The 15,767-nt window shown below is 31.8% G+C and carries 14 protein-coding genes; all 14 read right to left on the bottom strand.

Annotation, left to right across the window (positions count from 1 at the left end):
• Positions 1-538: 538 nt before the first annotated feature.
• On the bottom strand, positions 539-1,609 hold the full coding sequence (locus ECA1_RS12660) for a chromate transporter (protein WP_060792662.1): 1,071 nt from the start codon (positions 1,607-1,609) through the stop codon (positions 539-541).
• Between the two features lie 428 nt (positions 1,610-2,037).
• On the bottom strand, positions 2,038-2,493 hold the full coding sequence (locus ECA1_RS12655; RefSeq protein ID WP_226818125.1) for a GGDEF domain-containing protein: 456 nt from the start codon (positions 2,491-2,493) through the stop codon (positions 2,038-2,040).
• A gap of 706 nt (positions 2,494-3,199) precedes the next feature.
• Entirely contained in the window at positions 3,200-3,556 is a 357-nt protein-coding gene (locus tag ECA1_RS12650; RefSeq protein WP_236596076.1) for a hypothetical protein, read from the bottom strand.
• 120 nt (positions 3,557-3,676) lie between these two features.
• Positions 3,677-5,344, bottom strand: coding sequence for an FAD-dependent oxidoreductase (locus ECA1_RS12645; RefSeq protein WP_060792660.1), 1,668 nt, complete (start codon positions 5,342-5,344; stop codon positions 3,677-3,679).
• Between the two features lie 17 nt (positions 5,345-5,361).
• Positions 5,362-6,441 (bottom strand): ACR3 family arsenite efflux transporter, encoded by a 1,080-nt coding sequence (arsB, locus tag ECA1_RS12640; protein ID WP_005237696.1) that lies wholly within the window; start codon positions 6,439-6,441, stop codon positions 5,362-5,364.
• A 13-nt stretch (positions 6,442-6,454) separates the two neighbouring features.
• Positions 6,455-6,769: an ArsR/SmtB family transcription factor gene (locus tag ECA1_RS12635; protein WP_010748148.1), complete on the bottom strand. Its 315-nt coding sequence runs from the start codon at positions 6,767-6,769 to the stop codon at positions 6,455-6,457.
• A gap of 557 nt (positions 6,770-7,326) precedes the next feature.
• Positions 7,327-7,956 (bottom strand): DUF2812 domain-containing protein, encoded by a 630-nt coding sequence (locus ECA1_RS12630; RefSeq protein ID WP_010749140.1) that lies wholly within the window; start codon positions 7,954-7,956, stop codon positions 7,327-7,329.
• An 11-nt stretch (positions 7,957-7,967) separates the two neighbouring features.
• The gene (locus ECA1_RS12625; RefSeq protein ID WP_060792659.1) at positions 7,968-8,279 is read right to left on the bottom strand and encodes a PadR family transcriptional regulator; all 312 of its coding nucleotides are present in this window, start codon (positions 8,277-8,279) and stop codon (positions 7,968-7,970) included.
• Between the two features lie 529 nt (positions 8,280-8,808).
• A complete protein-coding gene (locus ECA1_RS12620; RefSeq protein ID WP_060792658.1) occupies positions 8,809-10,239 on the bottom strand; it encodes an AcpB/EbpR/MafR family transcriptional regulator in 1,431 nt (476 codons plus the stop codon).
• A gap of 214 nt (positions 10,240-10,453) precedes the next feature.
• The gene (locus tag ECA1_RS12615) at positions 10,454-10,819 is read right to left on the bottom strand and encodes a DUF7006 family protein (RefSeq protein ID WP_060792657.1); all 366 of its coding nucleotides are present in this window, start codon (positions 10,817-10,819) and stop codon (positions 10,454-10,456) included.
• Positions 10,820-10,966: 147 nt separating this feature from the next.
• Positions 10,967-11,260, bottom strand: a complete 294-nt coding sequence (locus tag ECA1_RS12610) for an EF2685/EF0750 family sortase-dependent surface protein (protein WP_060792656.1) — start codon at positions 11,258-11,260, stop codon at positions 10,967-10,969.
• Positions 11,257-13,494, bottom strand: coding sequence for a WxL domain-containing protein (locus ECA1_RS12605; protein ID WP_060792655.1), 2,238 nt, complete (start codon positions 13,492-13,494; stop codon positions 11,257-11,259). The genes ECA1_RS12610 and ECA1_RS12605 overlap by 4 nt, the downstream gene beginning before the upstream one ends.
• A 32-nt stretch (positions 13,495-13,526) precedes the next feature.
• Positions 13,527-14,273, bottom strand: a complete 747-nt coding sequence (locus tag ECA1_RS12600; RefSeq protein WP_060792654.1) for a WxL domain-containing protein — start codon at positions 14,271-14,273, stop codon at positions 13,527-13,529.
• Between the two features lie 58 nt (positions 14,274-14,331).
• Positions 14,332-15,249, bottom strand: a complete 918-nt coding sequence (locus tag ECA1_RS12595; protein WP_162264659.1) for a WxLIP family cell surface protein — start codon at positions 15,247-15,249, stop codon at positions 14,332-14,334.
• Between the last annotated feature and the right edge of the window lie 518 nt (positions 15,250-15,767).

The raw sequence follows: 15,767 nt of genomic DNA, 5'->3' as shown, positions 1-15,767 counted from the left end.
CTTTTCGAAACCTAAGACTTTAAGGAATATTATTTTATTCTATAGTGGTTTTCCGATAATGCTTCCACATAATATCTTAATAACTTGTAATCTTTTTCATCAATACTTTTTATTATTATTTTATTTCCAAATAACGATTTGTGTGAACTTTTTAAAAGTCTGTGATGTATCTGATTTACAATCAAATACTCTACTTCTTCGTCCTTCAAGTTAGGATCAGTAATCTTTTCTAAATCCCGATGAATATAATTATATTCTAAGTGAGACGCGTCATTAATAACTCGTTTAAATTCTTCTTTCTCAACTTTCAGGAAAATCACGTCCTTCCCTTAATAAAAAACTCAGCGAAAAGAGAGATTAACTAACCACTTCTGCTATTTAAAAATACATATTACGTAATCAAATAAATTTCAATTCAACATCAGATATCTTTACAATAGTATGTTACCCCTTACCTACAAAAAAATCTATTGTTTTTATACATAAATACCCTAACATTCTTATGCAAAACTCTTATCATTAGATCATCTAATCTAAATCATAAAAATAGACCTAATAGAATTCCCCCTAAAATGAAGAATGCAGAGTTAATTTTGTATTTAAGAATACCTAATAGACTAATAAAAAAAATTAAAATGAAATACCATTCAACAAATATATTTTGTCCTAATTGGATGGTAACATTAGCCATCAATGCTAATGCTGCCGCATTTATACCAATTAACATTTTGGAAAATGTATTGGATTGTTTAAGCTTGGAAAATAGTGGTGCTAATATAAGAACCAGTAGAAACGATGGTAAAAAAATCCCTACTGTAGCTACCAAAGCACCTGGGATACCGAAAAGTAAATATCCAATAAAAGTTGCTGTAGTAAATACAGGCCCAGGAGTAAATTCGCCTACAGATATGGCATCTATCATTTGAACTTGGGTCAATACTTGTAACTTATCAACAAATTCTGATTGGATAAACGCAAGTAATACATAGCCACTACCATATAAAAGTAAACCTATTTTCAGGAAAGTTAAAAATAAAATTGAGAGACTAAATGGCTCTATGACATAATTTTTAAAATTCCAATCTTTTTTTATTAATAGTAAGAGTATTGCGGCAACTATTAACACAGTGAGTTCCGAAGCACCAAAAACAACCAAAAGCAGAGACAGGCAAAAAACAATAAATGTAGATATATCTTTTATAGCTGTTTTAAAAAGCTTTATTAGAGCTGCTACAATAATTGCTACAATGACAGGCTTTATATACTCCATAATTGTTTGAACTCTAGGAAGGTCTCCATATAATTTATAAAAGTGCCCTATAATCATTACAATGACCATTGCTGGTAAAATAAATGAAATACCTGCTAAAAATAATCCCCATTTTCCAGCACGCCGATGACCTAATATAATTGCCATCTCTGTAGAGTTTGGACCAGGAATCAAGTTAGTAAATCCTAATAAATTTAGAAACTCTTCCTTAGACATCCATTGCCTTTTATCCACGACTTCTTCTTCCATCATAGCGATATGAGCAGCTGGTCCACCAAAAGCAAAGAACCCAAGTTTTGAGAACACTTTAACAATCTCGATGTATTTATTTTCTTCCATAAGCCCTCCAATAGCATGAGAAATATTAAGTTATGTGCTGATTTGTTATATCAATGATTGGTTTCAGTTTAGTAGATCTTTACTTTCCAATAAATAGTTTAGAAAAGGACGCAAAGAGAAAAATAGAACTTTCTCTTTGCGTCCTTTGATGAAACCTTCTGAAAAACGATAAATATATTATCATTACAGTAGATTTACTCACCTATAAATATAAAAGCAACATATAAAAAGAAGACTTCCCCAATCTGCTTTCTCCGCTACTCTTTTAATGAGACACACTAGAAAATTTTAGAACAATTATTTATATATAGCAAGTAAAATGCCCTTGTTAAACAATACTATTTTAAATTAACCGTCCAAGAGATCTTGATCAAGCCAAAATCATGTTTAATTGCATAATAAATCAAGAATAAACAACAACTGTGTTTCTACCTCCTTTTTTTTGCAGCATACAGCGCTTGATCAGCCTGATTGATGAGTTCATATACATCTAAAGAAGAATCATACTTAGAAATGCCAGCAGAAAAATAAAGCGTAATCTTTCTTTCCCCTCCAATATTCAACTTATTTTTTAATAAGAATGCCTGAAATCTTAATATAGTCTTTTGAACAGACTTTAATGTACTGTCTTTGAAAATAACTAAAAATTCTTCGCCTCCATATCTATAAACCTCTACTTGATCTTGGTGTGCTTCACTAAGAAAAGTTGTTATTTTTTTTGAAAAGAATATTAAAGCACGATTTCCTGTAATGTGTCCATAGTGATCATTAATTCTTTTAAAATGATCTAAATCCATCATAACAAAAATAAGCTTTTCCTTTTCAACATCTGTCATACTATCTACGTCTTCATTTAAGCTTCTAATATTTTTAACTTTCGTCAATTCATCGTAGTTTCTCTCAATAAGTTTTCTATTTATATCTTTTAAGAATTATTTTTGAGTACTTAGATAGTATTGCCAAGAAATACAAATAATTATAGACCCTATAAACAAAGATAGATATTCCCAAAAAGTAAGTTTATATTCAAAAAAGAGCATAGAATTCAATCCAGCCATCATTAGAGTAATTAAAACAAAAAATATATAAAACGGTATCTGTATTTTATATTTATAAAAGCTTTTTTTAATTACGAAACTAAAAGTGAATGCCAGTATACTTAGAACTAGAATACTAAGTAATGTCTTGATATCAATAATACTTATTACGATAGTCCGATAAACACCATCATTAGAGCCAATAAAAGAAAATAATTTTTCATTTTGAATGAGTTAAAGTATAAGATAAATAAAGGTAATGTATATTCATAATAAACATGCCCCACATTATTTATCGAAAAAGTTATGATAAAATACATTTGCGATACAAATAATATTAAACCAATAATTATTTTAAAAGAATATCGTAAATGGAGTTTCTTAAAATTTTTTACAAATAAATCTTAGGAAATAAGTAAGCTAATTACTATAATTGAATACAATATTACATAAAGCAAATGTAAAAGTCCCATAGACATTTCTCCATTTCTTTTTTACTGTATACCAAGACTATAAGTATGAGATTTTACCTTTTCATTCCAACTATATAAATTTATTTTGCATATCTTTTTGCTTCTCTTATTTTATCTAGAATAAAACTTGTTTGACTATAATCAGTTAGTTCACGTATTACTTTTTTCACCGTACAATCAACAGCGCAAATACCAAACATATCAGAATAGAAGTCAGTTATTGATTTGATTGGACTAAACAATTTTTCTGATAATTCAGTTTTTTTTGAGCAACTCATTTCTAAGTACCCTTTGTCTACTAGCCGATCAATAACTAAATAAGCTGTATTCAGCTTAATTTCTGGGTATTTTTTTACAAAGTTACGTTTTGTTATCCCTCCCTCGCATTCATATAATGAAATCAAAACTCGGTATTCAATTTTAGTTAAATCTACCATCTTCAATTTCACCTCTAGTAGTCCATAATATATAAAAAAATGAAGCTTGAAAAAAATACAAATTTTACATCAAACCTCAAAATAAGTTTCTTCCTAATTATTCCAATATTTAGAATTCTATCATAATTTTTGTATCGTTTCACAAACTTCTTGATAGTTTTTATTTCCTCCGGATAAATTATAAACTTGTTTAAATCCTTTGTTCAGTAAAATATTTTGTGCTGCATTTCCAGTAACGCCTTTATTACAATAAGTTACTGTCACACATTCTTTATCCAATTCCTCATATCGATCTCTTAACTCAGCTAAAGGTATGTGAATTGCTCCCTCAACTTTCGAAGTTTCAAACTGTTTTCTTGATCTGGTATCAATAATTTGTAATTTTTCGCCGCTATCAATTCTTCTCAATAGCTCTATAGGGGTCATTAACGGGGTATCATTATTTATATCGTTGTTCAAAGCCATCCCAGTATAATGAATGGGATCTTTTGTTGTAGAAAAAGGTGGAGCATATGCTAAATCCAAGTGAAATAAATCTTCAGCAGCTGCGCCAAATGAAATAGCAGTAGCAAGCACATCGATCCGCTTATCTACCCCATCATAACCTATGATTTGAGCCCCAAGTATCTTCCCATTTTCTTTATTTGCGATTGCTTTGATCACCATTTCTTTACCATTCATATAGTCCGGCTTATTAGGTTTAATATTATATAAAGTAGTAATAGCTATATTATTTGCTAAAGCATCTTTTTCTGTGAGACCAGTTTGAGCAATTGTTAAATCAAAGAATCGTAAAATACCAGTTCCTAAGATTCCCTTGTGTCGTAGATTGCCACCTGTAATAACATCTCCTGCGATCCTTCCCATTTTATTGGCTGTTGAAGCTAAAGGTCGATAAATTGGTCGCCTAGTTATGCGATCAAAACTTTCTGCAACATCACCTACAGCATAAACATTTGGAAAATTGGTTTCTAACTTATCGTTTACTTCTATAGCTCCGGTAATTCCTAATTTAATTCCCATGGATTTTGCTAATGCGGTGTTCGGCTTTACTCCGGTAGCTAATACAAAAATATCTGCCGAAAAGATAGTTCCTTTAGCCGTTTCAATAGACTTCAGACTACCATCACCGTTAACTTTTCTGACGGTTTCTTCAGGGAAAAAGGCAATGTTTTTCCTTTTCATTTCATTAATGATTCTTGAAGACATGTCCCAGTCTAAATGGGACATGGGATATTTACTTCGTTGAAGTAACGAGACCTCAAGACCTAGTCTCTGTAACTGCTCGGCCATTTCTAAACCAATATATCCAGCACCAATGACAACTGCTTTTTTTGGCTCGTTTTCATCTACAAACTTCTTGATACTTTTCCCACTCGAAATATTTTTCACCTGAAAAACATTCTCAAAATGTCTATTAACAAATATTTCTGGGGTATTATAAACCGATCCTGTGGCCAACACTAAAACATCAAAATTATTGGTAAATGATTTTTTTGTAATTAGATTGATTCCGTGCACCAATTTTTTATCATAGTCAACCTGAGTTATTTCATGAGAGGTATGAATATCTACGTCGTACCTTTTTTTAAACCATTCAGCATTACGAGGCGTCAGTTCATCAAAGTTTTCCACTTCTCCCCCCACTGCATATGGAATCCCACAAACTGCGTAAGACACATCCATATCTTTATCATACAAAACAATCTCTGCATCTTCCGTATTTCTTCTTGCTTTTGCAGCGACACTTGTTCCAGCAGCGACAGATCCAATAATGATGATTTTCATTTCTCCACACCTATCCTTTATACGTTCTTGATTTCACTCAAAGATTCCGGATTTATGAACCAGTCTTTTGTTTTATTAGAAACCTTAACTAAAAGTAACATAACTGGCACTTCCACAAGTACGCCTACGACTGTTGCTAAAGTTGCTCCCGACTGTAATCCAAAAAGTGATATTGATACCGCTACTGCCAACTCAAAAAAGTTACTTGCTCCTATCATTCCAGCAGGAGAAGCAATATTATGTGGCAACTTCCAAAATCTTGCCCAACTATAAGCAATTGTAAATATTAAAATCGTTTGAATCGTTAAAGGAATTGCAATCAATAAAATATGCAATGGATTAGCAATGATTCTTTCACCTTGGAAGGAGAAGATAATGATCAGAGTTAGTAATAAACCAATAATCGTCACTGAATCAAATTTCTTCAAGAAGACATTTTCAAAATAGGTTAAACCTCTTTTTTTTATGATCAACACTCGAGTAATGAAGCCTAAAAACAATGGAACAACTACAAAAAGAACAGTAGACAGTAATAAAGTAGCTAAGGGGACACTTACATTATCAACACCTAACAAGAAAGCAACAATAGGTGCAAATAATACTAGGATAATTAAATCGTTGATTGCGACTTGAACCAAAGTATAGGCAGAGTCACCTTTTGTTAGGTAGCTCCACACAAAAACCATCGCTGTACATGGTGCTGCTCCTAGAATAACTGCACCAGCGACGTATTCTTTTGCTAGTTCTATTGGAATCAATTGTTGGAAAATCACATAAAAAAAGAGTGCTGAAATGCCATACATCGTAAACGGTTTAATAAGCCAATTAGTAACGCACGTGATAACTAATCCCTTAGGTTTTTTAGCAGCACGAACAATACTGGTAAAATCAATTTTTAACATCATAGGATAAATCATCAACCATATCAAAATAGCCGTTGGAATTGAGACCTGAAAATACTCAAATTGACTTAATGTATCAGGAATAGCTGGAGCAAACTGTCCAATCAATACTCCGATTATCATACACAAGATTACCCATAGAGTTAAATACTTTTCAAAAAAGCCTAACCCTTCAGCTTTACCTTTTGATTTCATTTTTACTTTCCTCCTACTTAGATCCTTCTTTTACTTTGCATACACAGTTGTCTTCATTATTTACAAGTAATTGTTGAATAGATTCCATAAATTCTACAACAAATTCTTCCCTCAATGAATAATGGTGCCATTGCCCTTTTTTACTTACACAAACGACACCCGCTTTTTCAAGTACTTTCATATGATGAGAAAGTGTAGGCTGCGTAAAATCAAAATATTCAAGTAAATCACATGCACACAAACTACCGCAAGAAAGCACATCTACTATTTTCATACGATTTGGATCCGCTAGAGATTTTAATACTAATGAAAGAGATTCATAATTCATTCTTCGACCCTCCTTATATAGATGGTTGTCTATATATGTAATATAGACAACCATCTATATAAGGTCAAGTTGTTTACTCATAATTTCTAAGTAAATAGGAATTAATAGCATAGTTAGTACTCTCACTATAGGTTAATTTAGCATAGAAGAACTGTTAAAGAATATTCTATCTTGAACTCTTTTATAGTTATAGCAATCAAAGAGAGCTCATAAACCCTTAAGTTTTTGACCACATCCAAGATTTGTCCTAATACTCATAAACCTAAATTTTAATTGAACAATGATTTAGCTACGAGTTTATGAACACAAAAATAGAGTGATACATATAAATTACAGTATCTAAAAAGAGTGTCCAGAAATTAGTCATTTTCTGAACACTCTTACTCAAAATAACTCATTATGAATTTTTTATGATTCGAGAAAGCTTTTTGCACAATCTACATGGACACTATTAATGATTTAAAAATCTGTTTAAAGGAGTGTCCAACAGAGTATACTCTGGTGTCCCACAACAAATAAAGGAAGCGCCCTTGTTCAAAAGGCTACTTCCTTTATTTTTATTTTGCTTTAAATTTTGAGTCATCATTTATAAGCGAACGTAAGAGATAATAGACACCTAAAAATAGAAAGAAAAATAAAGGTAATACACGTAGTAAAACAAATGGAGTTTCAAAAATAAATGCTTTCCAAAACCACATACCCTTCATTTCCCATAAACCTTGGGTGAAATACCATGATTTAATGTTTAAAATATTATTTAAACTCCATGAATTACTGCTAGAAAAAATATAAAAATACAATAAAAATATAGATCCATATGTGTAACCATATTTCACATATCTTTTCTTTACACTTTCTTGAGAATCAGTATCAGAAAATATCTCTCTTGTTACATCTGGATGTTCTTGCTGAAAGTACTGAGCGCCACCGGAACGACTGCCCTTTATTAATTTCCAACCACTATCAGAAAACAGTGTTACGTAATCTTCGTAATTTGATTTCCTCATACTTTTTTCTCTAAAATCAATGCGTACATACGGAATGAACATTTCTTTACTAGCCATTTTTTCAAAAGTATACATAGGCACCAGAGAATTAACAGAAACTAACCTATATCCCTCTTCCTGTATAGAATTGATCCATTCTTCTTCTTTTTTCAAGGATAAGAAAATTCTAAATTTCTTCATGTTGTCCCCTCCTAATATCCAAATACAGAAGATAGTTTAATCAGGCTTCTTAGACGTTCTATTTCTAGTTTTAAAACTTCTTCTCCTATATCAGTAATTTTGTAAACTCTTCTTCTTTTTTCCCTACTTGGAATTTCTTCTATCCAATTAAGCTTAAGTAAATTTTCAATCGCTCCATACATAGTTCCTGCTGCTACCTTAACTGCCCCTTCACTTAACTTATCAATTTCTTGAATAATAGCATATCCATGAGCGGGTGTAGTTAAAACTAAAAGAATATAAAAAGTTGTTTCAGTTAAAGGTAAATATGGATTTCTAGTCATATAAAGATACTCCTTATTTTACTATAGTTAAGCTATATACAGTTGAACTATATATAGCTTAACTGTATATAAAAAGAATGTCAAGCATAAGAAAAGGTTTATTATGTTACTCTCTGTTGTCCCTTATTTTTATATCTAACAGATCCTAACTAACTGAGCTATTGAACGAGCCATAAAACGGGAGAACAAAAAAAGATCAAAAACTTTTAAGTTTCTGACCCTATATACTTAGTGCAAAAATTCATAAATTGATACTTGTGTGGAACATTGATTTATTGACTACTTAATAGTCGTTTAAGAATAATTTATTTCCACTACCAAACAAATTAATATATCTCTATTCCTTTGAAAGAAATTATCTCATTTCTCTTTGATTGAGTTACCCATTATAAATGATAATATGTAACTGCATTGCAAAATTATTTTGTAATTTATTTTTACCAATATCTAGTTTCTTAAACTTTTTTGTCCAAGTATTGATCAAATCATCAAAATCACTCGCAGTAAGAGCTGACAATTTTGCATCAGATTAATCTGCATCATTCTCATAGTAATCGCGTAGCTTTTCTAATTCATTTTCAGAGGGATATAACGATGTAACGATTATATCTTTTCTTGGAAGATTCAAGTCACAAATATTCGTGACAACTAATTGCGTATCAATAATATTCTTTAATTCCTTTAAACTCGTAAAGTGCGAAACGATCTTTATCATAAACCTTCTAGGGAATAGTATTCCAATTAGATTTTCAATCATTTCCATATGTTCAATATCACTATCAAAGACTAAAGAAAGACGGATTGGACTAATCGTTTTATTAAGTGATAGAAGCAGTTGTGGCCAATGCGTTATAATCATATACAGGTAAGTATCAATCACATAAGCTGGTTCATTTGGGAATTGAGACATAAAAACCTTTTTTATTTCGATAAAAAAGGTTTTATTATATTTCATCACCTCTTCAGAAAACATCTTGTATTTATCATATAAAATAAATGGGGGACCAAAATGAATGCTTGCAGCATTACATAAATCTACCAGCAATTTCTCCCGATGATCTGTTATCACTATATTAAAATATTCCTCAATATAATGAATAATCCTATCAAACCTCTCTTTTTTTTCTTTCAATAATGGATCATATTTTATCTTTTTTTCTAGTTCCTCATACTCAAAGATCATTTGCTCAGAAAAAAGAAAATCTAGTGCATTGATATACGGATTATTCTTCAGTGGAAAATACAATGTTCTTTTTAAGGCCTCTATGGAAAGAAGTTTAACTAAAATAGAATCTCTCAACCTTACGCCATGAGTTTGTCTTCTGGTTTGATTGGCGCGGTGAAAAACAACAAGAAGCCAAACTTTTACACGGTAAAAATCTGGATAATTTAGTCCAATATTTCTTTGCTTAAATACTTTCTTAATTATAGACTCCACAAAAGAAACTCGATAACCATCAAATAAAAATGTGCAATCTGAATATTTTTCAAGCAGCAAATGAATAATTAAATTGCATATGTTTTTTTCATTTCCATTTAGAGCAACAATTTTTGTGTCAATTTTCATTTCTATTTTAGTTAGTTCTACATTAAGCTTATCGATTAATCGACGAAGTGTAGACTCACTGATAAAGAGCTTATTCACTAACTTACTTATCGTATACTGATCAAAAAAAACGGATTCTATGATATTAAATTCTAAACTATTTTCTAAAATTTTTTGATAGTAATATTTGACTGTGATAGTCTCTGATGAATGGATTAAGATAATTCCTTCTTTCGAGCGATAAATCTCTCCTGGAGAAAAAATTTCATTTCCATACTTTATCAATGAATTCAATGTTCTCGGGTTTATCTCGAGAGCTTTTTCTATTTGATTGAACGTTTGAAATTTTTCCCTCTCAATTAATTCAATTAATGATAATAGCTTTTCATCTCTACTTGATAAAATCATTCGCATGCCAACTCACTCCCTAAACACATAGTAAATAATTTATCTTTATCCTATCATCTTTAATAAAAAATCTACATTTTTTTCGCTCTAAATAGTTTTCTTGATGATTATGATGATATAGAGATAAACCATTTTAATCCAGATCAGTCGAGTCGTCTAAGCAATTTGTCTGTATTGATATTTTAAGTTGTGTCTTCACATAAGTACTAGCCTTATAGTTTCAAACTATATTGAATATAAGTGAACATTTCATATCTGTATTCAACCGATAACCGCATAACTCTTTATTAAAAGAAAGAAAGTCCTTTTCGACTAAATCGATCACATCATTTTCTTTCAGTTCTAGCTTCAGTGCAATATCCATATCTAGGTATTCTCCTAATATGCGCAATTTTGAGTCGATACCTAAAATTTTAGGCAAATTAATCCAAAAATTCTCTGGAGAAATAGTTGTAATTAATAGTTCTAAAGTAGTTAATAGTTCTTTACTATAGGCTTCAATGATTGGATGGTTAATAATCAGCGGATTTAGCCAATCAGATAAAATTTGTTCTTGATAATTTTTAAAGTTTTCGATAGTTTTCATATTTCTGTTTTCCTAATACCAATTAGTGATGGTATATAAACACCACCACTAATCACATGTATTATAATATACGTTGTCCTTTAGTATGTTACGACATACTCATTGTAAAAACCAATTTCCCACTACAGACCTCGTTCACATTGTGCTTCATTTTCTATCCTTTTTGTATGAGCAAGAGCTATTCTCATACTCATTGTTGCGTTTCAAAAAAATTAATATGAAAAAGAGGATCATTGATCCAATCCATTTTAAATTTGAATTCCGGTCATTTGTTTGTGGTAAAATACCTGCTTCATTAGTTTCACTATCTCTAGAATTATCTTTTTCATAAAAAGAAACAACAGCCTCGCTTTTCACCCGGTGCGTATCACCATGAACTTCGAAAGGTATTAAAAGAAAGAACGAAACAACTACTAGAAATACACAAATGATTTTTTTCATTTTATTTCCTCTCTTTTAATTAAGGTTGGATCAGAAACTAACTCCCACTGGATTGTTGCATGGTAGTCTGTACTATTTTGTATTGTGTTGCGAGGTATTACCAACTGCATTCCAGAATCCATCTTTCCAAATTGAATATCAGTTATTCCTTTTTTATTAGAATCGTCATGATCAAAAAACCATGCAATTTCCTCCGCTTCTCCTCCCAAGATAATTTCTCTATCCGCTATTAATAAGTCAGAATCTCCACTAACAGATAGATTATCTAATGTGATATAGGCTCCAGATAAGGTATTTCCTGAAGCATCAGAAAATGCTTTCGGTTGAGAAACACGCAGAGCCCACGTTTCTGCCGGACTTGTATCAGTGATTTGAATTCTAGGTATTCCTCCAGCTTGATTTTTTCCAGAAGACAGTTGTTGGGTGCTACTTTGTTTTACTTCCTCAAAAAGAATATCATCTACAGTTGAAATACCGAAAAGTCCGTCAGGTAATTCTACTGTAAATGGTACTTCATAGTCTTTTACAATGCTTCGTCCTGTGCTCAGGATTTGTTCAACTCTTATAATCCCTGTTGTTGTTCCAACTTTTGTTCTGTCGGGATATTCTGTAAATCCGACCACCTGTACTTGCGGTGCAGAGGACATATCTAAAAATTCATCAAGTGACAGTTCTAATTCTTCATTCGATACATTTATTGGTATTTTAGATTTTTTAGGAATAACATAATTTATTTGAAGTGGAACATATCCATTATCCGTTACTTCTACATAAGTGGTTTCAGCTATTTTAGCTAAAGTATTGGACTGTTCATTAATAAATAGTTGTGTCATTAGTGGGTGACTAATTGACTGAGCATGGAAAATTTCCATTACATCACCTGACTTCACATCAATTCTTCGAGTGGGTAAATCACTTATTAACGAGGCAGCTTGTTGGTTTCCTTTCCCAGTTATTTCCCAAAAAGGGGATAACGTTCCAATTAGATTTACATCATCATTCGGACGAAAAAATGCGGTTGAATAGTAGATATCATCTCCCCATCCAGAATGAATCACAGAATTATTTTGCTCAGTCCCCCAGCCTATCTGAATATACTTTTCTTCTGGAAAATAGGTGTACGATCCTAACGATCTATAACTACTACCTTGCAGGAGGATCGTATTTCCCCAAAGAACAGAAATTGGCAGATCAAACTGTTCTGACACGCCGCTTTCCTTATGGATAATTTCCATCTCAGCAGTTTTTCTTCCAACTGTATCTGTGTCAATAAAAGATTTAACCTTAACTTCATATTCCGATGGATCAAGACTCTTTCCATTAAACCGAACATCTTCAACAGTGTTCATAGGATTTATGCGTTGCGAATCTTGAGTAAGGTAGACAGATTGTGGACTTACTTCATACTCAAATCCAGTTTGCTTTATTTCTTCATAGTAAAAGTCAACTTGGGTTTCTGGCTGTGTAATATTTCCTGACGAGTTACTAGGAACACCTTCTTCAATCAATTTATACCCTTCAAATTCTCGTGGTCTAAAACTATACTCTTGATATGGGATAACATAGCTCTCTTCTTCATATAAGACTTCTCCATCTACTGTAAGATGACGTTCTTTTAATAAACTTGCCTCTATTGTAATGAGGGAGGTAACTTTGGTGATATCGTGGTATTGATCGAAAATCTTTTCGCCTGTTACTTCATCATTATAGAATATGTTTTCGGTATCCAACCAATCTAGTGTATTTAAAGTGATTATCCCGTTGTCACTTATAGAAATTTCTTTAAAAATATCAGAAGTAAAATCAATTTTTCCATATAAAGTCACTAAATATAGGTCCGAATTTAGTAAATTGAACATTGAAAAGTCTAAGTATTGTGGTCCTCCTAGACTAATCCTTGACACGATACTTCCGGTGGAGTTCGACCAGGCTTCTACACGCTGTAGTACCACTCCGTTGTAACTGGCCATCACACGCTGTTCAAGTAACTCTTGTATAACAGAAAATTGTAATCTTCCCAAGATGCTATTTTCCTGAAAAGAATTTTCTCTTGAAATGTTTCTAAATTGTACTGAGGCTAGCAGAGGATTTGGCCCATCATGTACGTCATAATAAGTTGGAGATTCCACTTCTATATCTAAAGAATTCTCAACTGAGTCTGCCCAACCTTCTATATTTATAGAAAAAAACAGCAAGCCTAAAAGACACAAACCACCCCATAAAATATTTTTCATATTAGTATCACCATTTTCTAAAAGTGAATAATTTACTCAGAAACATTCGTTGGATCAGCAACCAGTTCCCACACTAATGAACTACTGTAAGTTGTATTATTCTTTACAGTATTGGCAGGAATCTCTAACAGGACTCCGTCTGTAGTACCCTCATCTGTTGGATTTCCCAATGCTAAAGACCAGCTTCCGCTACCTTGCCTCTCATCTGCAAAAGCAACCGGTTTTTCCTCTTCATTAATGACAATACTTCCAGGAGTAGTAGTCGGTGCATTCACCATATTTGGATATTGAAGATTATTAATCGTTACTCTTGCTCCCTCAAGTTCATTTCCGTCGTTATCCTGAAATGGGCGACTTTGACTCACTCTTAATTCCCAACCGAGTCTATCTGTCCCACGACGGTCTTCTGTAGAAATAAAAGGAACTCTTTTAATTTCTTCCCCGGTATTACCATCAAATACAGTATCCATATCTGCGTGAATAGCCGTAGCAGCAGAGGTATTGAATTGCCTTCCAAAACTAAAATCTGAAACGTAATTGATTCTTAGTAATCCAGGGTTAGGATTAATTGGGTTATCTGGATCTGGAATTATCGGATTGTCTGGATCATCTGGATCTGGAATCACATTATCTGGGTCATCATTTTCTAGAATCGTTACTGTTCCTTCACTGACTGCTTTAGTTGGACCATCATATTCCGCAGCTAAGACCGCCTTTGGTCCTAAAAGGGTACCTGTTAATAAGATAAATGTTGTAATTGGAAAAAGTCTTTTTTTCATTTTCGTTCCTCACTTTTTATAATTTTTATATTCTAAACTTGGTATTTTTAGAATCCGTTCACTTAATTCTCACCTCCTTTAATGAATTTAGTTTTGTTCTATAGAAAAGTATGATGCCACCTACGACTACAATTAGAACCAAGACAACCATAAATACATATTTATTGTTTGTATTTTCTTCAACATTTACAGCACTTGAATTCAAAGAATTTGCTTTTGATCTTTCAATTTCAAACTTCTTCTCAAAGTGATATTCTTTATCATCGGCAATAGCGGTTAATTCTAGTCTGTATTCTCCCGGCTGGATAGAAACATCTCCTGTAGGTATTCCTAAATCAAAATTTGAATTTGGTGCCATACGCATATCTTGCGCAGAATATTCATATACGGCTTCTTCTTTATTTACCGAATAGATTTTCGCTTCAACAGACAATTCATTTATAATTACTGCCTCTGTATTTTGCATATTAGCCTCTATGTAATTCCGATAATTTCTTTGAGCAGCCTGAACCTCATTCAATTCTAAATTGTTTTCTGGAATATTTTTTCCTTTCTGGGTAAGTAAAACACCAATGGTGTAGGCAATCTCATTGGAAATTGTTTGGTTTGTGTCTGATGTTTTTTCTTGAGTAACTCGTATTCCTCCCAAAATTTGTCCATCCCAACTTTCGTTAGGATAGTTAATAGGTATTTTAATCTCTTGAGAACTGTTGGGTGGCAAAACAACTTTTTTTTCATTTAAATTTACTAATGAATGAAATGGGTGCTTTAAGGTATTGTCTATAACCTCGTTATGTGAATAGCTAGGTATGCCGTTAATATTTGTATAAGCAGAATTAGCCTCAATATTTATTCGCATTTCTTGATTTGATGAATTATAGATTCTAAGATGCCCCATTTCCTGTTTGCCTGGTTCTCCTACAAAATGATAAAATCCTCTTTCGTTTGACTGACCGTTTTCATCTAATGCTTCCACTGAAAACTCTATAGAGTCTGAAGAATCTGCGTATACTGTATTAACTTTTGTTAAACAGTTAAGTAGGATAGTTATCATGATAGATATAAATATAAGCAATTTGATATTTAAATTTTTCCTCATTTATTTTTGTTTCCTTTCTTTGATTAGCTATTAAATTTTTATAATAAAATTCAAACAAAAAACAATTTGATCTTTATATGAAAGTTCGAATTCAATATAACAAGAAATCTTATTTTATACCTGTCAATTTTTACAAAACGAAATGTATAATTTGACAACGTGAAATATATTTACATGAAAAAAACAAAATTGACCTTTGTTGTAAATATAGACCATGTACAATAAAAACCTAACTATATAAACATTGTTAGGTTTTTATTTAATCGATTAAAAAGACTAACTTTAACTAAATCAATATAAAAAATATAATTAAGTGAAATTAAAAAAGGATCAAAAACTTTTAAGTTTCTGACCCTCTTTTTTAATCCTCCGAACAGTCAAACGAAATATTAAAA

Origin of the sequence: Enterococcus casseliflavus NBRC 100478 (assembly GCF_001544095.1) — a bacterium.
Taxonomy (GTDB): domain Bacteria; phylum Bacillota; class Bacilli; order Lactobacillales; family Enterococcaceae; genus Enterococcus_D; species Enterococcus_D casseliflavus.
Note: the sequence above shows the minus strand (reverse complement) of the source record. Positions and strands in the feature narration are given on the sequence as shown.

Excerpts from the sequence above, each read along its gene's own strand:
- ECA1_RS12650 (WP_236596076.1), bottom strand. The coding sequence starts at position 3,556 with ATGGTAGATTTAACTAAAATTGAATACCGAGTTTTGATTTCATTATAT.
- ECA1_RS12645 (WP_060792660.1), bottom strand. The coding sequence starts at position 5,344 with ATGAAAATCATCATTATTGGATCTGTCGCTGCTGGAACAAGTGTCGCT.
- arsB (WP_005237696.1), bottom strand. The coding sequence starts at position 6,441 with ATGAAATCAAAAGGTAAAGCTGAAGGGTTAGGCTTTTTTGAAAAGTAT.
- ECA1_RS12620 (WP_060792658.1), bottom strand. The coding sequence starts at position 10,239 with ATGCGAATGATTTTATCAAGTAGAGATGAAAAGCTATTATCATTAATT.
- ECA1_RS12615 (WP_060792657.1), bottom strand. The coding sequence starts at position 10,819 with ATGAAAACTATCGAAAACTTTAAAAATTATCAAGAACAAATTTTATCT.
- ECA1_RS12610 (WP_060792656.1), bottom strand. The coding sequence starts at position 11,260 with ATGAAAAAAATCATTTGTGTATTTCTAGTAGTTGTTTCGTTCTTTCTT.
- ECA1_RS12630 (WP_010749140.1), bottom strand. The coding sequence starts at position 7,956 with ATGAAGAAATTTAGAATTTTCTTATCCTTGAAAAAAGAAGAAGAATGG.
- ECA1_RS12660 (WP_060792662.1), bottom strand. The coding sequence starts at position 1,609 with ATGGAAGAAAATAAATACATCGAGATTGTTAAAGTGTTCTCAAAACTT.
- ECA1_RS12625 (WP_060792659.1), bottom strand. The coding sequence starts at position 8,279 with ATGACTAGAAATCCATATTTACCTTTAACTGAAACAACTTTTTATATT.
- ECA1_RS12635 (WP_010748148.1), bottom strand. The coding sequence starts at position 6,769 with ATGAATTATGAATCTCTTTCATTAGTATTAAAATCTCTAGCGGATCCA.
- ECA1_RS12605 (WP_060792655.1), bottom strand. The coding sequence starts at position 13,494 with ATGAAAAATATTTTATGGGGTGGTTTGTGTCTTTTAGGCTTGCTGTTT.
- ECA1_RS12600 (WP_060792654.1), bottom strand. The coding sequence starts at position 14,273 with ATGAAAAAAAGACTTTTTCCAATTACAACATTTATCTTATTAACAGGT.